Consider the following 24,077-nt stretch of genomic DNA (forward strand, 5'->3'; position numbering starts at 1 on the left):
GGAGGACTTGACCCACTGTGACCTGCGGCGCACGCCCGGGTCGAGGAGTCTCCGGCGGCGTCACCCTGATAGGCGAACTCCGGGAGGAACCGGGGAAATGACGGGCCTCAGATGTGCCCCACTCCCGCGCCGGCCTCGGCGTTGTCGCCGCGCCTGGTGAGCAGGGCGACGAGGATGGCGACCGCGGCGACGCCCGCCGCGACCAGGCAGGCGAGGCTCATGCCGGAGATGAAGGTGTCGTGCGCGACCTCCGTGATCTTCGCGGCGATCGGTCCGGGCGTGCCCTTCGGTACCGGCGCCACACCGACCTGGACGGCCTCGGAGACCTGGTCCAGCTGGGCCGGCGTCAGCTTCGGCAGTCCCGCGCCGGTCCAGTTGCCCGCCAGGTCGTTGTCGACCTTGGAGGCCATCACGGCACCCAGCACCGCCGTGCCGAGGCTTCCGCCGATCTGCATGGCCGCCTGCTGGAGACCGCCGGCCACACCGGACAGCTCCATGGGGGCGTTGCCGACGATGACCTCGGTGGCGCCGACCATCACGGGGGCGAGGCCGAGGCCGAGCAGGGCGAACCAGACCGACATCACGCCGCTGCCGGTGTCGGCCTCCAGCGTCGACATGCCGTACATGGCGATCGCGGTGAGGGCCATCCCGGACGCGAGCGGGACGCGGGGGCCCAGCTTGGTGATCAGCGCGCCGGCCAGCGGGGAGCCGACGATCATCATGCCGGTGAGCGGGAGCAGGTGCAGGCCGGCGTCGACCGGGCTGAGCCCGTGGACCTTCTGGAGGTAGAAGGTCACGAAGAACAGGCCGCCCATGAAGGCGATGGCCATGAGGACCATCAGGACCACGCCCGCGGACAGCGGCACCGAGCGGAACAGCGTCAGCGGGATCAGCGGCTCGCCGACCTTGGTCTCCCAGACCGAGAACAGAGCGAAGAGCAGCACCGAGGCGGCGAGGAACGTCCAGGTCATGCCGTCGCCCCAGCCCCAGGTAGGCGCCTTGATGAGCGCCCAGACCAGGCAGAACATCGCGCCGGAGAGCAGCGCGATGCCGAGGACGTCGAAGGAGCGCGGCGCACTGCCCTCGTCCGGCGTGCCCTGCCCGAGGGCGGCACGGTGGTCGCGCAGGATCAGCAGGCCGAGGGCGAGGGCGAGCAGGCCTACGGGCACGTTGATGAAGAACACCGACTGCCAGTTGACGTGCTGGACCAGGACGCCGCCGAGGATCGGGCCGCCCGCGGTGGAGGCGCCGATGACCATGCCCCAGATGCCGATCGCCATGTTGAGCTTCTCGGCGGGGAAGGTGGCCCGCAGCAGGCCGAGCGCGGCCGGCATCAGCAGCGCGCCGAACAGGCCCTGGAAGACGCGGAAGGTGACGACCACCGGGATGCTGTGGGACAGCCCGATGGCGCCGGAGGCGAGGGCGAAGCCCGTGACGCCGATGAGGAAGGTCTGGCGGTGGCCGAAGCGGTCACCGAGCTTGCCCGCGGTGATCAGGCAGACCGCGAGGGCGAGGAAGTAGGCATTGGTGATCCACTGCACGTCGGAGAAGCTCGCGTGCAGGTCGTCGGCGATGGCCGGGTTGGCGATGGCCACGATGGTGCCGTCGAGGGCGACCATCATGACCCCCACGGCGACGGTGATGAGGGTGAACCAGGGATGGCCGCGCAGCCCGGTGGCCGGGGCCGGTTCGGGCGGGGCCGTCGCCGCCTCGTCCCCCGGCCCCGTCGTGTCGATGGTGGTCTGACCAGTCATGAGTTCGAGGCTAGTGACAGCGACTGACAGTTGACAATCGAATTCACAAGTCGGTAACTGACATGTCGCCCGCGCCTAGGCTGGAGCGGAAGCACGTTCACGGGGAGAAAGTCATGGAGTCGCTGCGCGAGCGCAAGAAGCGGCGTACGCGCGAGGCGCTGCTGCTGGCCGCCCTCGAACTGTTCACCACGCGGGGTTACGAGCGCACCACGGTCGACGAGATCGCCGAGGCCGTGGACGTCTCGCAGCGCACCTTCTTCCGCTACTTCGCCGGCAAGGAGGACGCGGCCTTCGCCGTCCAGGAGATGACCGAGGCGCACTTCGTGGCGGCGGTGCGGGCCCGCCCGGCGCGGGAGGCGCCGATGGAGGCGCTGCGGCAGGCGGTGCTGGAGGGCTGGGACGCGATCCGGGAGACGGTCGAGTCGGCCGTGCCGGTCGAGCTGTACCTGCGGATGTACCGCACGATCGAGTCGACGCCCGCGCTGCTCGCCGCCCACCTGCGCCGCTCGGCGGCGACCGAGGAGACCATCGCCCGGCTGCTCGCCGAACGGGAGGGTGTCGACGTGGACACCGACCCGCGGCCGCGGCTGGCCGTGGCCGTCTTCGGCGGGGTGATAAGGGTCACCGAGCGCCGCTGGAGCACGGGCGACGACTTCAGCCTGGAGGCGATCCGCGCGCTCACCGCGTCGTACCTCGATCAGGTGGGGCCCGCGCTCATCGGGCACTGGCGCGCCACCTGAGCGGGCATGGGCACGCTTCCCGGGCGGGACACCGGCGCGCCACGCGGACGGGCGGCGGGCGGCCGTCCCGCAGCGGGGTCGCGCGCCGCGACCGAATCCGTACGCACCGCCTGACCGGGAACCGGACCGGCACCTGAAATCGTTGGCACCTCGACGGAGATCGCTCGCACATCGTCCATCGCTTCGCGAAACGTGATACCTGTCACTCGGTACCCCCGAGTCCCTCCCGTTCTCCTAGTGTGTCCTCCCAGTGATTCCCTTCCGCCTCTCCCCGCAGCTCCTCGTCTGGCGCGCAACGCTGGCGCTGGCCGTCGTGTTCGTGATGCTCGCGACGACCGGCTGGACCGCGCTGCGCACGCACCGGGATTCGACCGCCCTGCAGTCCTCGCTCTCCCAGTGGGAGCGCGGCAGTGTCCGCGGCGGTCCGCGCCTGCCGGACCCGCAGGCCACACCCGCCGAGCTCTCCCGTTTCTTCGCCTCGCTGACCCCGCACGAGCGCGACAGCCTGGCCCACCGCTTCCCGCTGGCCGTCGGCAACATGAACGGCGCCCCCGTACCCCTGCGCTACCGCGCCAACCGCATCGCGCTGGAGCAGGCGCGCGACGTCGAGCGCGAGCGCATGCACGACAGCCGGCTCAGCGCGGCCGGGCAGCAGGACGCGAGCCGCCGCATGCACCGCTACGAGGCGTTCATGCGCTCCGGCCGGCACATCCTGGCCTTCGACCCCGAGGGCTCGGGCCGTGTCGCCGAGGTGTTCGGCGATCTCGACCGGGCGGAGCGGATCTCCGTCGTCGTCCCCGGCGTCGACACCGACCTGCTCACCTTCCAGAAGACGAACCGCGAGTACACCGCCCCGGTCGGCATGGCCAAGGCCCTCTACGCGGCCGAACGGCAGGCCGGCCCCTCGACCCGTACGGCCGTGATCGCCTGGGCCGACTACACCTCGCCCGACGGGCTCGGCGTCGACGCGGCCACCGCGATGCGCGCCGAGGACGGCGCCGTCCGGCTGAACGCGCTGCTGCGCGCCCTGCCCGGCCGGGCCCCGGTGTCGATGTTCTGCCACAGCTACGGCTCGGTGCTCTGCGGGGTGGCCGCCCACGGGATGCCCGGCCGGGTGAGCGACATAGCGGTGGCCGCGAGCCCCGGCATGCGCGTCGCCAAGGCCGCCCACCTGCGCACCTCCGCCCGCCTGTGGGCGATGCGGGACGCCTCCGACTGGGTGCAGGACGTGCCGTACCTGGAGGTCGGCGGCCTCGGGCACGGCGCCGACCCGGTGGCCCCGGCGTTCGGCGCGCGGGTGCTGTCCGCGCACGACGCCCAGGGGCACAGTGGCTACTTCCAGCCAGGTACGGACAGCCTGCGCAACCTCGCCGACATCGGCGTGGGCGCGTTCGACGCGGTGACGTGCGCCCAGGAGAAAGACGCGTGCCGGACCGGTGTGCCGGACGCGGCGCCGTCCGGACGCGCGTAGAAACAGCAGGAAGTGCGGTCTGCGCGGGTGGCGACGGAGGAGCATGTGCCGCATACGATGAGCCGCATGGGTGACGTACTGGCGGGTTTTCATGCCGTCTGGGAGTTCGAATCCGACTCCGTGCTCATCCGTTACGAACGGGGGATTCGAACACCGAAACTGTTTCAGGCCTTGGGTGAGCGACGCGTCCCGCTGTCCGCGGTGGACGGCGTGACCCTCACCCCGGGCAAGCGCGGCACGGTCGTCCTGCGCCTCGCGCCGCGCGCCGGCGCCGACCCGCTGATGGACGCGGCGGCCGGGCAGCTGCGCGAGGGATCCGACCCGTACCGGCTGGTGCTGCCGGCCGAGCGGGAGACCCTCGCCGAGTACTACGCCGACGAGCTGAAGGGCCTGCTCGCCGAGTCCGGATCGGGTCCCGTCGACCGGTACCTGGTCGACGCACCCGCGGCGCCGCTGCACTTCAAGGCGTACGACGGGAAGGCGTCCTTCGACGGCACCACCGTGCAGTTCCGGTGGTCGTGGACGGGCGCGTCGTCGGCGAAGTGGAAGGCCGGCGACCAGAGCTTCGCCGTCGCGGACCTCAGCGGGGTGGAATGGCGGTCGCCCGAGGTGTTCGAGGGGCATCTGCGGCTGCTGCTGCGCTCCGCCGAGTCGGCCGAGGCCGTACCGGCCGACCAGGACCCGGCGGCCGTCGTCTTCGGACTCGGGTACGGGCCGGTGCACGAGTCGCTGCCGTTCGCGGCGGCGGTGCTGGCGGCGCTGCGCGCGCGGGGGCCGGTACCGGTGGCCCCCGCGCCGGCGCGGAGGGATCCGGCCGACATCGCCGAACGGATCCGGCACCTCGGGGAGCTGCACCAGGCCGGGCTGGTGACCGACGAGGAGTTCTCCTCCAAGAAGGCCGAGCTGCTCGCCGAGCTTTAGCCGGAACCGGGCTGCCCGGCAGCCGCGAGCCGGGCAGCCGGGCAGCCGGGCAGCCGGCGTCCACCGGAAGCGGGACGCCGGGCCCGGGGCGCTACTCCCTTCCGGCCGAGGTGAACGTCATGTCCGCGTAACGGTCGCCCGCCACCTTCTCCGCGATCGGTTCGAGCAGGGACAGTTCCGCGTCCGAGAGCGTGATGGCCGTCGCCGCCACGTTCTCCTCCACCCGGCTCGGCTTGCGGGTGCCCGGGATGGGGGCGACGGGGAGGCCGTGCACGGCCGCACGCTGGTGGACCCAGGCCAGGGCGATCTGCCCGGGGGTGACCTCGTGGGCCGCGGCCAGCTCACGGACCGGGGCGAGGAGCGAGACGTTGGCGGTGGCGTTGGCACCGGTGAAGCGGGGATGCTGACGGCGGAAGTCGCCGGCGGTGAGGTCCTTGCCGGCGTCGGCGAAGGAGCCCGTGAGGAAGCCGCGGCCCAGCGGGGAGTACGGCACCAGGGTCACGCCCAGGTCGCGCGCCGCCGGGACCACGTGCGCCTCGATGTCCCGGCTGAACAGGGACCACTCCGACTGCACGGCGGCGATGGGGTGGACGGCGTGCGCGGCGCGCAGCTCCTCGGCCGTGACCTCGCTCAGGCCCAGCTGCTTGACCTTGCCCTCGCGCACCAGCTCGGCCATGACGGCGACGGTCTCCTCGATGGGGACGTTCACGTCGCGGCGGTGCATGTAGTAGAGGTCGATCACGTCGACGTCGAGCCGCCGCAGGCTGGCCTCGACCGCCTCGCGGATGTACGGGGCGTCGTTGCGGATGATCCGCTTCGTCGGGTCCTCCGGCGGGATGGCGAGGGCGAACTTGGTGGCGATGACCACCTCGTCGCGGTGCGCCTTGAAGAAGGGGGAGAGGAACCGCTCGTTCTCACCGGCGCCGTACGCGTCCGCCGTGTCGTACAGCGTCACGCCGAGCTCCAGCGCCCGTTCGAGCGCGGCCCGCGACGCGTCCGCGTCCGAGGGGCCGTAGCCGAAGCTCATGCCCATGCAGCCGAGCCCCTGTACGCCGACCTCCGGTCCGCCTGTGCCGAGTCGTACCGTAGGGATCGTGGCGTCGGTCATCGGGTGTTCCCCTCCATCGCGTAGAAACTGATCTTGCGGTCGAGCACGGCGAGCGTGTCACGCAGTTCGCCGATCCGGGCCAGCACGTCCCTGCGGGTCGACTCCAGCAGGGCCTGCCGGTCCAGGTAGGTGCTCTCCCCCTCCCGCACCAGCTCCGCGTACCGGACCATGTCCGCCACCGGCATGCCGGTCAGGCGCAGCTTGGTCACGAAGTCCAGCCAGTCCAGGTCCCGGTTGCGGTAGCGGCGCTGGCCGGTGTGCGAGCGGTCGATGTGCGGCATCAGGCCGATCCGCTCGTACCAGCGCAGGGTGTGCGCGGTCAGTCCGGTGAAGGCGACGACCTCGCTGATCGTGTAGCGGTCCTGTCCCTCGGGCCGGGGGTGGCGCCTGGGCGGGGCGGAGCAGATGTGGTCGGGGGCGGTCTGCCCGGCGGCCAGGGGCGTGGTCTGCATCACCGTCATGGCCCCCACGCTATGACCTTCGAGTGCACTCCAAGCAAGCGGATTCCGGCCGGAGTCGACCCCTGGTGCGACGGGGGCGCGGCGGCACATAGGCTCGCCGCATGTCGTTGCAGAGCTTGGCGCTGATCGAGAACTGGCCGGTCACCACCGCCGCGGCGGGTGTCGTACGAGCCGACGGGACCGTCATCGGGACCCATGGGACCGTCGGGCACCGCTTTCCGCTGGCCTCGGTGACCAAGCCGCTGGCAGCTTACGCGGCGCTCGTCGCGTACGAGGAGGGGGCGATCGAGCTGGACGAGCCGGCCGGTCCGCCCGGGGCCACGGTCCGCCATCTCCTCGCGCACACCTCCGGACTCGCCTTCGACGAGCACCGGGTGATGGCTCCTCCCGGGGACCGGCGGCTGTACTCCAACGCCGGGTTCGAGCAGCTCGGGGACCACATCGCCAAGGCGACGGACATCCCGTTCGGGGAGTATCTGCGACAGGCGGTGCTGGAGCCGCTCGGGATGACGTCCACGTCGCTGGAGGGGTCGCCGGCGAAGGACGGGGTCTCGAGCGTGGAGGACCTGCTGCGGTTCGCGGCGGAGGTGCAGGCGCCGCGTCTGCTGGATCCGCGTACGGTCGCCGAGGCGATGACCGTGCAGTTCCCGGGGACGAAGGGCGTCCTGCCCGGGTACGGCCACCAGAGCCCCAACGACTGGGGGCTGGGCTTCGAGATCCGCGACTCCAAGTCGCCCCACTGGACGGGCGGTTCGTCCTCACCGCGCACCTTCGGCCACTTCGGCCAGGCCGGTACCTTCCTGTGGGTCGACCCGGACGCGGGGGTGGCCGCCGTCGCGCTGGCCGACCGCGCCTTCGGACCCTGGGCCGTCGAGGCGTGGCCGGTCCTGACGGACGCGGTCCTCACGGAGCTGCGGGGCTGAGCCGACCGGGTGCCCGCCCGCCGCTACCCCGTCATCTCCCACAGCAGCACCTCCGCGGGCTCGACGCCCTCCAGCTCCAGCCCCTCCGCCCCCGTGATCCGGGCCGAGTCCCCCGGGCCCAGGGTCTCGCCGGCCAGCCGGACCCGTCCGTGGACCACCTGTGCGTACACGTACGCGGCGTCCGGCACGGCGGTCCGCTCCCCCGGCGCCGGGCGGCGCACGTGCAGCATCGCCCCCGCGCCCGGGACGGCGTACGGGGTGGAGTCGGCGATGCCACGGATGATCTCGTAGGAGGGTTCGCCGCCGGGCTTCAGGGGGGCCAGCCACATCTGCACGAAGGTCAGCGGCAGCGTGCCCTCGTTGCGTTCCACGTGCCGGACGCCCGCCGCGGCGCTGAGGTGCTGGACGTCTCCGGGGCGGACCCTCGTCTCGTGGCCCGTGGAGTCGCGGTGGGTGAGTTCGCCCTCGACGACCCAGGTCACGATCTCCGTGTGGCTGTGCGGATGTTCGTCGAAGCCGGCGCCGGGTGCGAGCCGCTCCTCGTTGCAGGCGATCACCGCGCCGAAGCGCAGGTTGCCGGGGTCGTAGTGCGGGCCGAAGGAGAAGGCGTGCCGGGAGGCGATCCCGGCCTCCGGGTCCCCGCCGGGGTAGCGCTCACCAGCGCGCCGTACATCCATCACGCCCACCACGGTAGACCGCGCACGACCGCCCTCACAGACCGTGCGGAACACCCCCGCAGGCCCGGTGGGGGCTTCACGCCGACCCGGCGGCACACGGTCCCGTCCGGATAAGGCAGTCTTGTCCACGTGCCCGAACCCGAATCCCACCACAGCGAACCCGCAGCAGTACGCCCCGTCCACCCGCACACGGCGACGCTGAAACGGCTGGAGAAGTCCTCCGGGACGCTCGCCGCGCAGGCCATCGCACGGATGGACGAGACCCTCCCGTGGTACCGGGCGATGCCACCGGAGAACCGCTCCTGGATCGGACTCGTGGCCCAGGCGGGCATCGCCGCCTTCACCGAGTGGTTCCGGTACCCGGACGCCCCGCAGGCCATCTCGACCGACGTGTTCGGCACCGCGCCGCGCGAGCTGACCCGGGCCATCACCCTGCGGCAGACCGTGGAGATGGTGCGGACCACGATCGAGGTCATGGAGAGCGCGATCGACGAGGTCGCCGCCCCCGGTGACGAGCGCGTGCTGCGCGAGGCGCTGCTGGTGTACGCCCGGGAGATCGCCTTCGCCACCGCCCAGGTGTACGCCCAGGCCGCCGAGGCACGCGGAGCCTGGGACGCGCGGCTGGAGTCGCTGGTGGTCAACGCGGTGCTCAGCGGCGAGGCGGACGAGGGGGCCGTCAGCCGGGCCGCGGCGCTCGGCTGGAACTCCCCGGACAACGTGTGCGTCGTCCTCGGGACCGCGCCCGAAGGGGACAGCGAGCTGACCGTCGAGGCCATCCGGCGGGCCGCCCGGCACGCCAAGCTCCAGGTGCTCACGGGGGTGCTCGGGGACCGGCTGGTGGTCATCGCCGGCGGCAACCCGAATCCGCTCGCCGTGGCCAGGTCGCTGATCGGGCCGTTCGCCGCGGGGCCGGTCGTCGCCGGGCCCGTCGTACCCGATCTGCTCGCCGCCACGCGGTCCGCGCAGGCCGCCGCCGCGGGCCTGAAGGCGTGTACGGCCTGGCAGGACGCGCCGCGGCCGGTGCTGGCCGACGATCTGCTGCCCGAGCGTGCCATCGCGGGCGATCCGGGCGCACGCGAGCAGCTGGTGGAGGAGATCTACAGACCGCTGGAGGAAGCGGGGTCGGCGCTCCTGGAGACCTTGAGCGTCTATCTGGAACAGGCGAGCAGCCTGGAGGGCGCCGCCCGGATGCTCTTCGTTCACCCGAACACCGTGCGCTACCGGCTCCGACGTGTGACTGACGTCACGGGTTGGTCACCCTCCGATGTACGATCCGCGTTCACGCTGCGGATCGCCCTGATCCTGGGGCGTCTGACCGATGGAGACGTCCAGCTCTAGCTTTTTGTCGGGGGCCCACAAAAGCCCTACGTGTTCTTCGTCCCTGTCCCCACGGGCGGCCGTGGCCGTCCCCAAGAGAGAGTGTGAGAGTGCTCGTACTCGTCGCTCCCGGCCAGGGCGCTCAGACGCCCGGCTTCCTGACCCCCTGGCTCGACCTCCCCGGCGCCGCCGACCGCGTCGCCGCGTGGTCCGAGGCCATCGGCCTGGACCTCGCCCACTACGGCACCCAGGCCGACGCCGACGCCATTCGCGACACCTCGGTGGCCCAGCCGCTGCTGGTCGCCGCGGGCATCCTGTCGGCCTCGGCACTCGGTACCGGGGCGCTTGCCGCCGCCGGGGCGGTCGCGGGCCACAGCGTCGGCGAGATCACCGCCGCGGCGATCACCGGTGTGCTGGACGACACGGCCGCGCTCGGCCTCGTCCGCACCCGCGGCCTGGCCATGGCCGAAGCCGCCTCGATCACCCGGACCGGCATGTCCGCGCTGCTCGGCGGCGACCCCGAGGTGTCCGTCGCGCACCTGGAGAAGCTGGGCCTGACCGCGGCCAACATCAACGGCGCGGGCCAGATCGTCGCCGCGGGCACGCTGGAGCAGCTGGCCGCGCTGAACGACGACAAGCCCGAGGGCGTCCGCAAGGTCGTCGCGCTGCAGGTGGCCGGCGCCTTCCACACGCACCACATGGCGCCCGCCGTGGAGGTGCTGGCCGCGGCCGCAGCCAAGCTCGCGCCCGCCGACCCGACCGTCACCTACGTCTCCAACAAGGACGGCAAGGCCGTCGCCACCGGCACCGAGGTGCTGGAGCGGCTCGTCGGCCAGGTCGCCAACCCGGTCCGCTGGGACCTGTGCATGGAGACGTTCAAGGAGCTGGGCGTCACCACGCTCATCGAGGTGTGCCCGGGCGGCACCCTGACGGGTCTGGCCAAGCGCGCCCTGCCCGGGGTGCGCACGCTCGCCCTGAAGACCCCCGACGACCTCGACGCGGCGCGCGAGCTCATCACCGAGCACGCCAACGCCTGACGCCTAAGGAGCCGTACCGAACATGTCGAAGATCAAGCCCAGTAAGGGCGCCCCGTACGCGCGCATCCTCGGAGTCGGCGGTTACCGGCCGGTCCGGGTCGTGCCCAACGAGGTGATCCTCGAGAAGATCGACTCGTCCGACGAGTGGATCCGTTCGCGTTCCGGCATCGAGACCCGGCACTGGGCGGGCCCCGAGGAGACGGTCGCCGCGATGTCCGTCGAGGCGGCCGGCAAGGCCATCGCGGACGCGGGGATCGACGCGGAGCAGATCGGTGCCGTGGTCGTCTCGACGGTCTCGCACTTCAGCCAGACCCCGGCCGTCGCCACCTCGATCGCCGACAAGCTCGGCACGAACAAGGCGGCCGCCTTCGACATCTCGGCCGGCTGCGCGGGCTTCGGCTACGGCCTCACCCTCGCCAAGGGCATGGTGGTGGAAGGTTCCGCCGAGTACGTGCTCGTCATCGGCGTGGAGCGCCTCAGCGACCTGACCGACCTGGAGGACCGCGCGACGGCCTTCCTGTTCGGTGACGGCGCCGGCGCGGTCGTGGTCGGCCCTTCCAAGGAGCCGGCGATGGGCCCGACGGTCTGGGGCTCGGAGGGCGACAAGTCCGAGACCATCAAGCAGACCGTCACCTGGGACCGTTTCCACATCGGCGACGTGTCCGAACTGCCCCTGGACTCCGAGGGCAACGTCAAGTTCCCTGCGATCACGCAGGAGGGCCAGGCGGTGTTCCGCTGGGCCGTGTTCGAGATGGCGAAGGTCGCCCAGCAGGCGCTGGACGCGGCCGGGATCACCTCGGACGACCTGGACGTCTTCATCCCGCACCAGGCCAACATGCGGATCATCGACTCGATGGTGAAGACCCTGAAGCTGCCGGAGAGCGTGACGGTCGCCCGTGACGTGCGCACCACCGGCAACACCTCGGCCGCCTCGATCCCGCTCGCGATGGAGCGGCTTCTGGCGACCGGCGAGGCGAAGAGCGGCGACACCGCGCTCGTCATCGGATTCGGGGCGGGTCTCGTCTACGCCGCCACGGTCGTTACCCTCCCCTAGGCACTCCGTGCCGGATCATGCGATCCGGGACATGTGCCACCTCACCTGCCGCTGACGCGGTGGGCGCTGTAAAACCGTCTGGAACATCGAAGAAGGAGCGCCTGACATGGCCGCCACTCAGGAAGAGATCGTCGCCGGTCTCGCCGACATCGTGAACGAGATCGCCGGCATCCCGGTTGAGGACGTCCAGCTGGACAAGTCCTTCACCGACGACCTGGACGTCGACTCGCTGTCCATGGTCGAGGTCGTCGTCGCCGCCGAAGAGCGCTTCGACGTCAAGATCCCGGACGAGGACGTCAAGAACCTCAAGACCGTCGGCGACGCCACGGACTACATCCTCAAGCACCAGGCCTGAGCCACCCTTTAGGTCCTGAGGCTGCAAGGCCCCGCCACCCGGCGGTGGCGCCGCTGAATCCCGCATCCGTTGGAGAAAGAGTTCCCGTGAGCCCGACCAATCGCACCGTGGTCGTCACCGGTATCGGCGCAACCACACCGCTGGGTGGCGACGTAGCTTCCACCTGGGAGGGGCTGATCGCCGGCAAGTCCGGTGTCCGTCCCCTCGAGCAGGAGTGGGCCGCCGAGCAGGCGGTCCGTATCGCGGCGCAGATCGCCGTGGAGCCGGGCGAGGTCATCCCGCGCCCGCAGGCCCGCCGCCTGGACCGCTCGGCGCAGTTCGCGCTGATCGCGGCCAAGGAGGCCTGGGCGGACGCCGGTTTCACCGACAGGGCCGGCGACGACAGCAGTGTCGACCCCGACCGGCTGGGCGCGGTCATCGCCTCCGGCATCGGCGGTGTGACGACCCTGCTCGACCAGTACGACGTGCTGAAGGAGAAGGGCGTACGCCGCGTCTCCCCGCACACCGTGCCGATGCTGATGCCGAACGGCCCGTCCGCCAACGTGGGCCTGGCCGTGGGCGCCCGCGCCGGTGTGCACACCCCGGTCTCCGCCTGCGCCTCCGGCGCCGAGGCCATCGGCTACGCCATCGAGATGATCCGCACGGGCCGCGCCGACGTCGTCGTCGCCGGTGGCACCGAGGCGGCCATCCACCCGCTGCCCATCGCCGCCTTCGGCAACATGATGGCGATGTCCAAGAACAACGACGACCCACAGGGTGCCTCGCGCCCCTACGACATCTCCCGTGACGGTTTCGTCCTCGGTGAGGGCGCCGGCGTCCTGGTCCTGGAGTCCGCCGAGCACGCCGCCAAGCGTGGCGCCCGCGTCTACGCGGAGGCCGTCGGCCAGGGCATCTCGGCCGACAGCCACGACATCGTGCAGCCGGAGCCGGAGGGCCGCGGCATCGCGCACGCCCTGCAGAACCTGATGGACAACACCGACCTGAACCCGGCCGAGATCGTGCACGTCAACGCGCACGCCACCTCGACGCCGGCCGGTGACGTGGCCGAACTGAAGGCGCTGCGCAAGGTGTTCGGCGACGACGCGGACCACTTCGCGGTCTCCGGCACCAAGTCGATGACCGGTCACCTGCTCGGCGGCGCCGGAGGTGTCGAGTCGGTCGCGACCGTCCTCGCCCTCTACAACCGGATCGCCCCGCCGACCATCAACGTCGAGAACCTCGACCCCGAGGCCGAGGCCACCGCCGACATCGTCCGCGGTGAGGCGCGCAAGCTGCCCGCCGAGGGCCGCATCGCCGCGCTGAACGACTCGTTCGGCTTCGGCGGCCACAACGTCGTGCTGGCGTTCCGCACCATCTGAGAACGTCGGGAAAGGGCCCCCACCAGCCGGTGGGGGCCCTTTCCCGTGTCCGGGTCCATGTCCGGGTCCGTATCCGGGTTCGTGTCCGGGTTCGTGTCCGGGTGAGAGCTGGTCCGTGTGCTCAGACGACCTGGTGCAGCCAGCGGACGGGAGCGCCCTCGCCCGCGTAGCGGAACGGCTCCAGCTCGTCGTCCCACGGCTTGCCCAGCAGCTTGGACAGCTCGGCCTCCAGGTCCGTCTCCCCGCGCCGGCTGCGCAGCAGGGCCGCGCGCAGGCGGTCCTCGGGGATCAGGATGTCGCCGTGGATGCCGGTGACGGCGTGGAAGATGCCGAGGTCGGGGGTGCAGCTGTAGCGCTCGCCCTCGGCGCTGGGGCACGGCTCGGCGGTGACTTCGAAGCGGAGCAGGTGCCAGCCGCGCAGGGCGGAGGCGAGCTTGGAGGCGGTGCCGGCCTGGCCCTGCCAGGAGAACTCCGAACGCCAGGTGCCGGGGGCCGCGGGCTGCCGGATCCAGTCGAGGTTGACGCGCGTGCCGAGCACCCCGGCGACGGCCCACTCGACGTGCGGGCACAGCGCGCGCGGCGCGGAGTGCACGTACAGAACTCCACGTGTCGTCACCGTAACCTCCGGGCAGAGCGGGACATCTTGCGGACGGGCCGGCGGCAGTGGCGCCACGGCCGCGTTCATGGCGAGGCTACCCTGCGGCGGTGCAAGGAGTGTGACGTACCGTCGGTCCCGGCGTCAGGAACCTCCGCCATTCACCCAGGGGGACGCTTGTACGGGGGTGCGCCGCCGCAGGGCGCCCGTGCGGGAACTCCCGCGCGTTGTTATGGGGGGGAGCACTGCAGCGACGAGCGAGGGGATCAGCCGGGATGCGCAGACGAGGCCAGACGCGGGCCGTCCTCGCCGTCGTGACGGCGGCCGTGCTGGCCACGGGGTGCGGCGCCTTCGGCGGTGACGGCGCACGGGATTCCGGTACGGGCGCGACCCGTTCCGCGCCGAAGCCCGTGCCGGTGTGGAACCGCAGCCCTGACTCGATCGCGGCGGTGGGTGACTCCATCACGCGCGGCTTCGACGCCTGCACGGTGTTCTCGGACTGCCCCGAGGTGTCGTGGGCGACGGGCAGCGACGCCGGGGTGGACAGCCTGGCCGTGCGGCTGCTCGGGGTGACGGGCGCGGCGGAGCGCAGCTGGAACTACGCGGTGACCGGCGCCCGGATGGCCGACCTGCCGGGCCAGATGGAGCAGGCGGTGGCCCGCAGACCGGAGTTGGTGACGGTGATGGCGGGCGCCAACGACGCCTGCCGCGCCTCGGTGTCGTCGATGACGTCCGTGGCCGGCTTCCGCGCGGACTTCGAGAAGGCGCTGAGCGCGCTGCGGACGGCGCTGCCGAAGACACAGGTGTACGTGGCGAGCGTGCCGAACCTGAAGCGGCTGTGGTCGAAAGGGCGCATGGACCCGCTGGGCAAGCAGGTGTGGAAGCTGGGCATCTGCCCGTCGATGCTGGGTGACGCGGACGACCTGACCGACACGGCCGCGCTGCGCCGGGAGAAGGTGCAGCGGCGGGTGGAGGAGTACAACGCGGTGCTGCGGGAGGTCTGCGCGAAGGACCGCCGCTGCCGCTTCGACGGCAACGCCGTCTTCGACTACCGCTTCGACACCGGGCAGCTCAGCCACTGGGACTGGTTCCACCCGAGCAGGACCGGCCAGGCACGGCTCGCCGAGATCGCCTACCGCACGGTCACGGCACGCAGACCGTGACCTACGCTTTCCCACATGAGTGAACTTTTCGGCACACTTTCCGACGGCACTCCGGTCCACCGCTGGACGCTGGAGCGCGGCGGGGTGCGGGTGCGGGTCCTGTCGTACGGCGGGATCGTGCAGTCGGTCGAGGTGCCGGACCGGGAGGGGCGCACGGCCGACGTGGTGCTGGGCTTCCCCGGCCTCGACGGCTATCTGGAGCATCCGGGGCCGTATCTCGGTGCCCTGGTGGGCCGGTACGCCAACCGCATCGCGGGCGGCCGTTTCCCGCTGGACGGCTGGACGTACGCGCTCGCCCGGAACAACGGCCCCAACTCGCTGCACGGCGGCGAGCGCGGGTTCGACCGGCGGGTGTGGCAGGTGGAGCCGGTCGAGAACGGGCTGCGGCTGAGCCGGGTCAGCCCGCACGGCGAGGAGGGCTTCCCGGGGCGGCTCACGGTGGCGGCGACGTACACGCTGGACGCGTCGGGCGCGCTGCGGATCGCCTACGAGGCGGTCACGGACGCCCCGACGATCCTCAACCTCACCAACCACTCGTACTGGAACCTGGCCGGCTCCGGGCACGCGGGCGGCCATGAACTGCGCCTCGCCGCCTCCCGGTACACCCCGGTCGACGGCGACCTGATCCCCGCCGGGGCCCCGGCGGACGTGACGGGGTCCCGTTTCGACTTCCGTACGGCCCGCGAGACCGGCTCCGGCTACGACCACAACTTCGTGCTGGACAAGGGGGTCACCGAGCGGGCCGAGGAGGTGGCCGAGCTGTACGACCCGGGCTCCGGGCGGGTGCTCACGGTGTCCACGACCGAGCCGGGCCTGCAGCTCTACACCGCCGACCATCTGGCCGCGCCCTTCGCCCCCGGGGACGGGATCGCCCTGGAGACCCAGCACTTCCCGGACTCCCCCAACCGCCCGGACTTCCCGAGCACGGAGCTGCGGCCGGGCCAGGTGTACAGGTCGGAGACGGTGTACGGCTTCTCGGCCCGCTAGGGCCTCTCTTCCGGATCTTGCCGGGGTCGCGGGGTCTGGCCGGCCAGAAGGCACCGCAGACCGGAGCCGGCCTGATCCGGAAGAAAGGCCCTAGCCGGACCGCCGCGGCGGGGCGGGGGCGGGGCGGAGTCATAGCCCCGGTCCGGCGTCAGGACCGGACCGGGGCTGCTCGTGGGGGACTTGTCCCGGATCAGACGTTAATCCGCGCGGCGAGCCTTCGGTCGACGATCGAGCGTCCGGCCGTGATCTCGTACGAACCTTTCACAAAGGCCCACGCTTTCACCTTCTCGTCCCAGATCTCGAAGGCGCGGCGGGGCAGTTCGACGCTCACCTCGACGCTCTCGCCGGGCCCGGCCTCGGCGCCCGCGAAGCCGGCCAGCCAGCGCGCCGGGCGCTCGGGGTCGGGCTCGGCCGGGGAGAGGTAGACCTGGACGACCTCACGGCCCGGCCGCTCGCCGGTGTTGCGGAGGCGGACGCGGACGGTGGTGCCGTCGGCGTCCAGGGACTCGTAGGTCCAGTCGGTGTAGCCGAGGCCGTGGCCGAAGGGGTAGGCGGGGGTGCGGCCGGCCTTCTCCCAGGCGCGGTAGCCGATGAAGACGCCCTCGGTGTAGGGCAGTTCGCCGGCCACGGGGACGACCTGGGTGACGGGAGCGTCGGCGAGGGAGCCCCAGGTGGTGGGGAGCCGGCCGCCGGGCTCGTGGGCGCCGGTCAGCACGTCGGCGAGGGCGGCGCCGCCCTCCTGGCCGGGGAACCAGGTCAGCAGCACGGCGGCCACCTCGTCGCGCCAGGGCAGTTCGACGGGGGACCCGGAGTTGACGACCACGACGGTGCGGGGGTTGGCGGCGGCGACGGCGCGGACCAGGTCGTCCTGGCGGCCGGGCAGGCGCAGGTCGGCGCGGTCGAAGCCCTCGGACTCGACGCGGTCGGTGGTGGCGACCACGACGACGGCCGTGTCGGCGTTCCTGGCGGTCTCGACGGCCTCGGCGATCAGCTCGTCGGGGTCGCGGCGCGGGGCGGCGTGGGCGAGGGCGAAGGTGATGACCCTCAGGGGCCTGTCGTCGGGGACCTGGACGGTGTGGGTCAGGGAGACGGTGACGGGCTCGCCCGCGGTGAGTTCGGCCTGGGCGCGGGGCACGGGGGCGTTGAAGAGCGCTCCGAACGGGTCCTTTCCGTCGGGGCGTTGGACGCCGTCGTAGTAGGTCGTGCCGTCGACGGTGAGGGTGAAGGCGCCCTTGCCCTTGATGCCGAAGGTGTGCGGGCCGGACTCGCGCGGGGTGAGGGTGCCGGTGAGTTCGACGGTGTGGAGGTTGTCGTGGCGGACGCCGTCGGGGAGGTCGGAGCCCATCCACTGGATGTGGCCGCTCGGCGCGGAGCCGGTGCCGATGACGGTGCCGGCGGCGTCACGGCAGACGGCCCGGAGGGTGAAACCCCGTCCGGCGGTGGCCAGTTCGGTGGCCGGGTCGGCGCCGACGGCGTAGCTGAGGGTGCCTTCGGGGAGGGCGGCGGTGAGGCCGTCCAGAGGGGAGACGGTCCGGGGCGGGAAGACGGTGGCGGAGCCGCCGCCGAGGATGCGGGCGTCGCGGGCGGCGGCGCCGATCAGGGCTACGGTGCCGGGTTTCAGCGGGAGCGCGCCGCGTTCGTTGCGGACGAGGACGAAGGAGCGGCGGGCGATCTCGCGGGCCAGGGCCTCCCCGTCGACCGGTGCGGGCGGCTCGGTGACGGCGGGCTCGGCGCCCCTCAGGATGCCGACGCGGGCCGCGAGGCGGAGCACCCTGCGTACGGCCGCGTCGACGTCGGCCTCGTCGGCCCTGCCGTCGCGGACGGCCGCGGCGAGGGCGTCGCCGTAGACGGTACGGGGGCCCGGCATGGCGATGTCGAGGCCGCCGCGCAGGGCGCGGGCGGTGTCGCGGGCGGCCGACCAGTCGGAGACGTTGATCCCGTCGAATCCCCAGGTGCCGCGCAGGACTTCGCCGACCAGGTGGTGGTGTTCGGTCATGGTCGTGCCGTTGACCGTGTTGTAGGCGGTCATGACGCCCCAGGGGCGGGCGCCGGAGACGATCGCCTCGAAGGGGGCCAGGTACAGCTCGTGCAGGGCGCGTTCGGGGACCTGGTTGTCGACGGTGAAGCGCTCGGTCTCGGCGTCGTTGGCGACGAAGTGCTTGACGGTGGTGCCGACGCCGCCGGACTGGACGCCGCGCACGTATCCGGTGCCGATGCGGCCGGTGAGGTGGGGGTCCTCGCTGTAGGCCTCGAAGTGGCGGCCGCCGAGCGGGGAGCGGTGCAGGTTGACGGTCGGGGCGAGCAGGACGTGAACGCCCTTGCGGCGGGCCTCCTGGGCCAGCAGGACGCCCGCGCGGTGGGCGAGCGAGGGGTCCCAGGTGGCGGCGAGCGCCGTCGGCGACGGCAGCGCGACGGAGGGGTCGTCGGCGGTCCAGCGCACGCCCCGCACGCCGATGGGACCGTCGGACATGACCAGGGACCGCAGTCCGATCTCCGACAGCGCGGGCAGGCTCCAGGTGTCCTGGCCCGCCAGCAGCCGGGTCTTGGCGTCGAGGTCGAGCCGCCGCAGCGCCGCCTCCACGACCGCCTCGCGGGCCTCGTCCGCCGCCGACGGTTTCCCGGTGTCCACCACGCCCGTACCTCCTCGTCGAAGTCCATGGGCGCCTTCCATCCTGCCCAGGACACCGCCGAACGAGTCGGGACCGGGAGCGTCAATCCGCCACGGGGGCCGGCCGCCGCCGGGTCCAGCCGGCCGCGAGGGTCTTGCTCACCGCGCACACGAGCCCGAGGGCGAGCGCCCAGGCGTGCTGTCCCGCGGCGTACAGCGCGGCCACGCCCGCGCCGAACCAGAGCACTTCGAAGACGACGCGGGGCGTGCCCCGCAGCGTGAACCTCGCCTTCGGGGAGCCGAACAGCGCCCAGAGTTCACCGAGGACGGCCGGCGCGAGCACGGCGAAGGCGAAGGCACCGGTGTCGAGGAGGCCGTATCCCCAGTAGGCGACGGCGCCGAGGACGCCGAGTTCGGTCAGGAACACGACGCCGAGGCTGACGTTCCGCACTGTCTTCACGGCGGGGAGTATGACCTGCGGGCGGGCGTCCCCGCCACGGATTTCAGCGGTTGGCCCGCGCTCCGCCCGCGGAGTCCGAGGAGTCCGCGTCGGCGGACTCCTCCCCCGCGAGATCCCCCGCGCGATCCTCCCCGGCGCTCTCCTCGCCCAGCAGGTCCCGGGCCAGGAGGGTGGCGCCGGCGACCGCGCCCGGCATCAGGAAGACGGCGACGAAGGGAACCAGGAAGGCCAGGCCGAGGGGGGTACCGAAGCCCCAGACCAGGGTCTTGCGGGACCGGAGCAGGGTGAGGCGGGCGCGCAGGTCCACGCCCCGGCGCTGGAGGGCGACGGCGGTCAGTTCCTCGGTGAGGAAGAAGCCGGTGACGAAGAAGCCGATCACCGGGACGACGCTCTGCCCGACGAAGGGCAGCAGGCCGAGCGCGAAGAGCAGCACGCCCCACAGGACGGCCCGCACCAGGATGCGCAGGCTGTCGCGCGCGGAGACCCAGATCTCGCGCCACAGGGGCAGCTCCGAGCGCGGGGCCGTGCCGTCGGGCGAGAGGTCCTCGTCGACCTTCTCCGACAGGTTCTCGTAGAAAGGCTGGCCGACCAGGAGGGTGACGGCCGTGAAGGTAAGGACGGCCAGCAGCAGCCCGAGGGCGAAGAGCACGACGGTGAGGAGGCCGCGGAACAGGCCCTGCCAGGGGCTGGACCAGTCGTCGGCGAACGGGGTCGCCCACGCGACCGCGTCCTGTCCCCAGAGCGCGAGCGCGACCAGGGCGCCCGTGTACAGGACGAGCGTGATCAGTCCGGGCAGCAGGCCGAGACCGAACTGCCGGCCGTGCCGGCCGACCCATCGCTGGCCCTGCAGGAGATAACCGAACCCCGCCCCGAGATCACGCATGCGGGTGACTCTACCGGGCGGGTTCGGCCGTGCTGTGTGGCGAACGTGTGTCAGGCGTCGAGCATGCGCCGCAGCAGGTCCCTGAGGGAGCCGCGCTCCTCGGCGGAGAGGCCGGCCAGGGGTTCGCGGGCGAAGTGCAGGCCCTCGCGCAGGTCGCGGGCGACCCGCAGGCCCTCGTCGGTGGGGGCGGCGAGCTTCACCCGGCGGTCGTTGGGGTCGGGGCGGCGCTCGACCAGGCCGCGGGTCTCCAGGCGGTCGACGATGCCGGTGACGTTGGAGGGCTCGCACTTCAGCTTCTGGGCGAGCTTGCGCATCGGGAGGGGTTCCAGCGCGAGCAGGCTGAGCAGGCGCGCCTGGGGGCCGGTGAGGGCGTGCGCTCCGGCCGCCTCCTCGTAGTCCGCGTAGAAGCGGGCCACGACCTCGCCGATCAGTTCGACGACCTCCATGGTCAGGGGGTCGACGCGGCGGGTGGACGGGGCCGGCGGGCGGGACGGGGACGACGCGGAGGACATGACGTCCAGGATAGCCGGTTACTTGACATCGTGAAATATTTAGGAGCATGGTTGTTTCAGGTAATGAAGTAAATGAGGAAGGTCACGCACCATGCCCGAGTCCCCCGCCCTCCCCGCCGTCAACCGCGAGTGGCACCTGATCAAGCGTCCGGTCGGCTGGCCGAAGCCCGAGGACTTCGCCCTGGTCGAGGCGCCCATGCCGGTCGCCGGTGAGGGTCAGGTCCTCGTGCGGAACCTGTACCTCTCGGTGGACCCGTACATGCGCGGCCGAATGAGTGCGGCCAAGTCCTACGCCGCCCCCTTCGAGCTGGGCAAGGTCATGCAAGGCGGCACGGTCGGTGAGATCGTCGCCTCCGACGTCGCGGGCTTCGAGGTCGGTGAGCACGTCCTGCACTTCCTCGGCTGGCGCGAGTACGCGGCCGTGGACGTGAAGAACGCCGTCAAGGTCAACGGCGCCCTCGCGCCGCTGTCGACGTACCTCGGCGTCCTCGGCATGACCGGTCTGACCGCCTACGCCGGTCTGCTGCGCGTCGCCGGCTTCAAGGAGGGCGACACCGTGTTCGTGTCCGGCGCCGCGGGTGCCGTCGGCAGCGAGGTCGGGCAGCTCGCCAAGCTCATGGGCGCCTCACGGGTCATCGGCTCGGCCGGCTCGGACGAGAAGGTCCAGCTGCTGCTGGAGGAGTACGGCTTCGACGCCGCGTTCAACTACAAGAAGGGCCCGGTCGCCGAGCAGCTGCGCGCGGCCGCGCCCGACGGCATCGACGTGTACTTCGACAACGTCGGCGGGGACCACCTGGAAGCCGCCATCGGCTCCCTCAACCTGCACGGCCGGATCGCCGTCTGCGGCATGATCTCCGTCTACAACAACACCGAGCCCGCCCCCGGCCCGGTCAACCTCGCCCGGCTGATCCAGACGCGCGGCCGGATGGAGGGCTTCCTGGTGGGCGACCACTACGACATGCAGCCGCTGTTCATCGACCAGGTCGGCCCCTGGGTCGCCTCGGGCGCGCTGAAGTACCGCGAGACGGTCGTCGACGGCATCGAGAACATGGTGGAGGCGTTCCTCGGCGTACTGCGCGGCGACAACATCGGCAAGATGATCGTCAAGGCCTGATCTCCGGCCGCGTCCGTCTGCGGGGGCCACGCGCTCCCGCGGGTGCGACGCGCAGGAACAGCGGCGGTCGGCGGGCCCCTGCCGTCGGGCGGCGGGCCGGCCGCCGTGCCCGGCGCCCGCGGTGACTCGTCCGCACCGCCCCTCAGCCTGCCGACGCCGCCCTGTGCACCGCACCCGCCAGCCGGTCGTTCTCCGGGGCCGCTCCGCCCGGGAAGGCGCAGCGGCGGCGGGTGTAGCCGTAGGCGAGGCCGGCGCGGGGGTCGGCGAAGGCCTGCGAGCCGGCCGCGCCGCTGTGGCCGATCGTGCCGGCGCCCAGGAAGGGGTGCCAGGTGTCGGCCGTGGCCTGGAAGCCGATACCGAACGACTTGTGGGTGCGGGCCACCAGGTCGTGGCCGACCGAGTGCGGCTGCCCGAACTCCGCGATCGTGTCCTCCTTCAGCAGCGGCGCCTGCTCGTCGACCTCGCTGATGACCGCCGCGTACATCCCGGCCAGCCCGCGCGCCGAGGCGACACCGCCCACCGAGGCGGGGCCGCCCGCGCGGACGGCGGGGTCGTTCGGCAGGAGCGCGAGGTCGGTGGGCTCGGCCGCGTGCAGGTTGTAGGCGATCGCGGTGAGGGTGTGCGGCCCGGTCGGCTGCGCGTCGAGCACCGCCTGCTGCTCCGGGGTCGCCAGCATCGGCAGGGTCGTACGGAAGCGGGGCTCGTGGCAGGCCGGCAGGCCGAGGTGGAAGTCCAGGCCGTAGGGGGCGCGGACGCGCTCCTCGTACAGCTCCTGGAGCGTACGGCCGGTCGCGCGCCGGACGACCTCGCCGGCCAGGGCGCCGATCACCAGGGCGTGGTAGCCGAACGCCGCTCCCGGCCGCCAGAACGGCCGCTGGTCGGCGAGCCGTTCGGCGAGCGCGCGGTCGTCGGCCAGCTCGGCCGTGCTGAAGCCGGCGTCGGTGCCGACCAGTCCGGCGCGGTGCGCCAGCACCTCGCGCAGGGTCAGCGCGCCCTTGCCCTCGACGCCGAACTCCGGCCAGTAGTAGGTGACTCTGCGGTCCAGCTCCAGCGTGCCGTCCTGGACCAGCAGGGCCACGACGAGATGCGCGGCACCCTTGGTGGAGGAGAACACGCCGTACAGCGAGTCCCCGCCGGCATCCGGGCCCGCCCATAGGTCGACGACCCGCCGGCCGTGCACGTAGGCGCACAACTGGCCCTCGTAGTCGTCCCGTTCACCGGCGACGAAGGCGGCGAACTCCTCGCGCACCGCCTCGTAACCCTCGGCAACCGTGCCCTGGACGGTGATCTGCTGCGTCATCCGCTCTCCTCGGCCGATCCGCTGCTCGCCGTTCCCTCTCGCGCAATTCCGGTCCGGCGCCGGACATTCCCGGGTTCGTGTACGGCGAGACGTACCCGTTCGACTCAACCGCGCCTGAGCCCGGTTGGTGACACCGATGCCCCGGATGGCGGATGGTGCACGGATGTGCGGCCGGTGAGGACCGGTCACACCGTCCTACGTGCACCACCACAGGAACCGGTCGCACTTCTCCGTCGGGGACGGGTCCGGTGTCGGATCCGGCGTGGCCGGGGCGGTGGTCGGGGCGGGCGGCGGGGTGGTCACCGGGGCGGCCGGGGTGCCCGCCGGTGCGCCCGGGGCCGTAGTGGCCGACTGCCGCTCGGCCTTCTTCGAGGGATCGGGGGATCCGGAGGCCTCGTCCTTGGGGGACTTGGAGGCGGAGGCCGAGGCCGAGGCGTCCGGGGAGGCCGTCGAGGCGTCCCGGCCGGCGGTGCCCGAGGTGCCGTTCGCGGCGGAGGCCGTGGGGTCGGGTGCGGTGGAGGCGTCGTCGCTCTCGGGCGAGGCGTCGCCGGAGGCGGCGGGGGCACCGGTGGAGAAGGGGGCGTCCACGCCGAGTTCGGCGAGGCTCAGACCGCCCGCCGCCAGTACGAAGCCCGCGGTGATCAGGACGGTACGACGGCGGCGGCGCCGGTGCGCGGCGGCCTTGCGGTCGCGGCGGCTGCCGTCGGCGCCGGACTGCCGCCGGCCCGAGCGGCGCGCGCCGCCGCCGTCGTCGTCGCCGTCGTCGCCGTCGTCCGCGGTGTCGTCGTAGGCGTCGTCCGGAGTGCCGTCGTGCGCGCCGCCGTACGCGTCATCGGGCGCGTCGTCGTACGTGTCACCGCCGTCGGCGCCGTGGCCGGCCTCGGAGGCGCCGTCGCGCGCGTACGCGTCCTCGCCCCCGGAAGTGTCGCGCCCGGTGTCGGGCGCGCCGCCCTGCCGGGGCACCCTGGGGGCGGCCGGCGGCGTCGCGTCGCCGTAGCCGCCGTGGCCGGCGTAAGCGGCGGGTCCGGTGTGGTCGCCGGCGGGTCCGGTGTGGGCGCCGCCGTGACCCTCCGCCGGGGCGCCGCTGTGGGCCGCCTGTCCGTAGGGGGCGGCCGCCGTGCCCGCGTGCCCGTGCGCGACGGGGATGCCCGCGGGGGTGGCGGGCGTCTGCGCCGACGCGCCGCAGCCCGGGCAGGCCAGAGCGCCGTTGAGGTGCCGTCGGCACGGCTGGCAGTAGTCCATGACGCGGGAAGACTAGATTCCCCGCCGGTAACTTTCC

Annotated in this window: 23 protein-coding genes; 12 read left to right on the plus strand and 11 right to left on the minus strand. The window is 72.5% G+C overall.

All coding sequences use genetic code 11. The features are described 5' to 3' along the window. Positions 1-107: 107 nt before the first annotated feature. Positions 108-1,754 carry an MFS transporter gene (locus OIB37_RS12320; RefSeq protein ID WP_330457626.1) on the minus strand — a complete coding sequence of 549 codons (1,647 nt, stop codon included), beginning with the start codon at positions 1,752-1,754 and terminating at the stop codon, positions 108-110. Between the two features lie 113 nt (positions 1,755-1,867). Here OIB37_RS12320 and OIB37_RS12325 point away from each other — a divergent pair, with 113 nt between their 5' ends. The 3 genes from OIB37_RS12325 to OIB37_RS12335 all read left to right on the plus strand — a co-directional run bounded on the left by OIB37_RS12325 (position 1,868) and on the right by OIB37_RS12335 (position 4,886). Continuing rightward, positions 1,868-2,494 (plus strand): TetR family transcriptional regulator, encoded by a 627-nt coding sequence (locus OIB37_RS12325; protein WP_330457627.1) that lies wholly within the window; start codon positions 1,868-1,870, stop codon positions 2,492-2,494. A gap of 250 nt (positions 2,495-2,744) precedes the next feature. After that, a complete protein-coding gene (locus tag OIB37_RS12330; protein ID WP_330457628.1) occupies positions 2,745-3,965 on the plus strand; it encodes an alpha/beta hydrolase in 1,221 nt (406 codons plus the stop codon). A 66-nt stretch (positions 3,966-4,031) separates the two neighbouring features. Next, positions 4,032-4,886, plus strand: a complete 855-nt coding sequence (locus OIB37_RS12335; protein ID WP_330457629.1) for a DUF4429 domain-containing protein — start codon at positions 4,032-4,034, stop codon at positions 4,884-4,886. Between the two features lie 91 nt (positions 4,887-4,977). On the opposite strand, the gene OIB37_RS12340 is transcribed toward OIB37_RS12335, so the two are convergent. Together OIB37_RS12340 and OIB37_RS12345 are read right to left on the minus strand one after the other, a co-directional pair. After that, the gene (locus OIB37_RS12340; RefSeq protein ID WP_330457630.1) at positions 4,978-5,994 is read right to left on the minus strand and encodes an aldo/keto reductase; all 1,017 of its coding nucleotides are present in this window, start codon (positions 5,992-5,994) and stop codon (positions 4,978-4,980) included. Further along, positions 5,991-6,455: a MerR family transcriptional regulator gene (locus tag OIB37_RS12345; protein WP_330457631.1), complete on the minus strand. Its 465-nt coding sequence runs from the start codon at positions 6,453-6,455 to the stop codon at positions 5,991-5,993. Before OIB37_RS12345 ends, OIB37_RS12340 begins: the two co-directional genes overlap by 4 nt. 101 nt (positions 6,456-6,556) lie before the next feature. On the opposite strand from OIB37_RS12345, the gene OIB37_RS12350 reads away from it, so the two are divergent. Further along, on the plus strand, positions 6,557-7,378 hold the full coding sequence (locus tag OIB37_RS12350; RefSeq protein ID WP_330457632.1) for a serine hydrolase domain-containing protein: 822 nt from the start codon (positions 6,557-6,559) through the stop codon (positions 7,376-7,378). Positions 7,379-7,401: 23 nt separating this feature from the next. Here the strand turns inward: OIB37_RS12350 and OIB37_RS12355 are convergent, their stop codons facing one another. Next, positions 7,402-8,055: a pirin family protein gene (locus tag OIB37_RS12355; protein ID WP_330461826.1), complete on the minus strand. Its 654-nt coding sequence runs from the start codon at positions 8,053-8,055 to the stop codon at positions 7,402-7,404. 129 nt (positions 8,056-8,184) lie between these two features. On the opposite strand from OIB37_RS12355, the gene OIB37_RS12360 reads away from it, so the two are divergent. The 5 genes from OIB37_RS12360 to fabF all read left to right on the plus strand — a co-directional run bounded on the left by OIB37_RS12360 (position 8,185) and on the right by fabF (position 13,176). Continuing rightward, a complete protein-coding gene (locus OIB37_RS12360) occupies positions 8,185-9,393 on the plus strand; it encodes a PucR family transcriptional regulator (RefSeq protein ID WP_330457633.1) in 1,209 nt (402 codons plus the stop codon). An 89-nt stretch (positions 9,394-9,482) separates the two neighbouring features. Then, the gene (locus OIB37_RS12365; RefSeq protein WP_330457634.1) at positions 9,483-10,409 is read left to right on the plus strand and encodes an ACP S-malonyltransferase; all 927 of its coding nucleotides are present in this window, start codon (positions 9,483-9,485) and stop codon (positions 10,407-10,409) included. A gap of 22 nt (positions 10,410-10,431) precedes the next feature. Continuing rightward, positions 10,432-11,463: a ketoacyl-ACP synthase III gene (locus OIB37_RS12370; protein ID WP_330457635.1), complete on the plus strand. Its 1,032-nt coding sequence runs from the start codon at positions 10,432-10,434 to the stop codon at positions 11,461-11,463. Positions 11,464-11,569: 106 nt separating this feature from the next. After that, positions 11,570-11,818, plus strand: coding sequence for an acyl carrier protein (locus tag OIB37_RS12375; RefSeq protein WP_015660680.1), 249 nt, complete (start codon positions 11,570-11,572; stop codon positions 11,816-11,818). Between the two features lie 86 nt (positions 11,819-11,904). Further along, positions 11,905-13,176, plus strand: a complete 1,272-nt coding sequence (gene fabF, locus OIB37_RS12380; protein ID WP_330457636.1) for a beta-ketoacyl-ACP synthase II — start codon at positions 11,905-11,907, stop codon at positions 13,174-13,176. 121 nt (positions 13,177-13,297) lie between these two features. Here fabF and OIB37_RS12385 read toward each other — a convergent pair whose 3' ends face one another. Continuing rightward, complete coding sequence (locus OIB37_RS12385) at positions 13,298-13,792, minus strand: DUF3145 domain-containing protein (RefSeq protein ID WP_330457637.1); 495 nt, start codon at positions 13,790-13,792, stop codon at positions 13,298-13,300. 254 nt (positions 13,793-14,046) lie between these two features. Here OIB37_RS12385 and OIB37_RS12390 point away from each other — a divergent pair, with 254 nt between their 5' ends. Together OIB37_RS12390 and OIB37_RS12395 are read left to right on the plus strand one after the other, a co-directional pair. Then, positions 14,047-14,934 (plus strand): SGNH/GDSL hydrolase family protein, encoded by an 888-nt coding sequence (locus tag OIB37_RS12390; RefSeq protein ID WP_330457638.1) that lies wholly within the window; start codon positions 14,047-14,049, stop codon positions 14,932-14,934. Positions 14,935-14,949: 15 nt separating this feature from the next. Next, positions 14,950-15,921 carry an aldose epimerase family protein gene (locus OIB37_RS12395; RefSeq protein ID WP_330457639.1) on the plus strand — a complete coding sequence of 324 codons (972 nt, stop codon included), beginning with the start codon at positions 14,950-14,952 and terminating at the stop codon, positions 15,919-15,921. A 190-nt stretch (positions 15,922-16,111) separates the two neighbouring features. Here OIB37_RS12395 and OIB37_RS12400 read toward each other — a convergent pair whose 3' ends face one another. Genes OIB37_RS12400 through OIB37_RS12415 form a run of 4 tightly spaced genes read right to left on the minus strand, consistent with a single transcriptional unit; the run spans position 16,112 to position 20,384 of the window. Continuing rightward, complete coding sequence (locus tag OIB37_RS12400; protein WP_443058141.1) at positions 16,112-18,592, minus strand: beta-glucosidase family protein; 2,481 nt, start codon at positions 18,590-18,592, stop codon at positions 16,112-16,114. A gap of 40 nt (positions 18,593-18,632) precedes the next feature. Then, positions 18,633-18,989, minus strand: coding sequence for a YrdB family protein (locus tag OIB37_RS12405; RefSeq protein WP_330457641.1), 357 nt, complete (start codon positions 18,987-18,989; stop codon positions 18,633-18,635). Between the two features lie 43 nt (positions 18,990-19,032). Beyond that, positions 19,033-19,872: an EI24 domain-containing protein gene (locus OIB37_RS12410; protein ID WP_330457642.1), complete on the minus strand. Its 840-nt coding sequence runs from the start codon at positions 19,870-19,872 to the stop codon at positions 19,033-19,035. A 50-nt stretch (positions 19,873-19,922) separates the two neighbouring features. Beyond that, positions 19,923-20,384, minus strand: a complete 462-nt coding sequence (locus tag OIB37_RS12415; RefSeq protein WP_330457643.1) for a MarR family winged helix-turn-helix transcriptional regulator — start codon at positions 20,382-20,384, stop codon at positions 19,923-19,925. A 91-nt stretch (positions 20,385-20,475) separates the two neighbouring features. Here OIB37_RS12415 and OIB37_RS12420 point away from each other — a divergent pair, with 91 nt between their 5' ends. Further along, positions 20,476-21,498, plus strand: a complete 1,023-nt coding sequence (locus OIB37_RS12420) for an NADP-dependent oxidoreductase (protein WP_330457644.1) — start codon at positions 20,476-20,478, stop codon at positions 21,496-21,498. Between the two features lie 142 nt (positions 21,499-21,640). Here the strand turns inward: OIB37_RS12420 and OIB37_RS12425 are convergent, their stop codons facing one another. After that, on the minus strand, positions 21,641-22,798 hold the full coding sequence (locus OIB37_RS12425; protein ID WP_330457645.1) for a serine hydrolase domain-containing protein: 1,158 nt from the start codon (positions 22,796-22,798) through the stop codon (positions 21,641-21,643). 195 nt (positions 22,799-22,993) lie between these two features. Further along, positions 22,994-24,040 carry an SCO2400 family protein gene (locus OIB37_RS12430; protein ID WP_330457646.1) on the minus strand — a complete coding sequence of 349 codons (1,047 nt, stop codon included), beginning with the start codon at positions 24,038-24,040 and terminating at the stop codon, positions 22,994-22,996. Positions 24,041-24,077: the final 37 nt, after the last annotated feature.

It is taken from the genome of Streptomyces sp. NBC_00820 (assembly GCF_036347055.1).
In the GTDB taxonomy this organism is placed as follows: domain Bacteria; phylum Actinomycetota; class Actinomycetes; order Streptomycetales; family Streptomycetaceae; genus Streptomyces.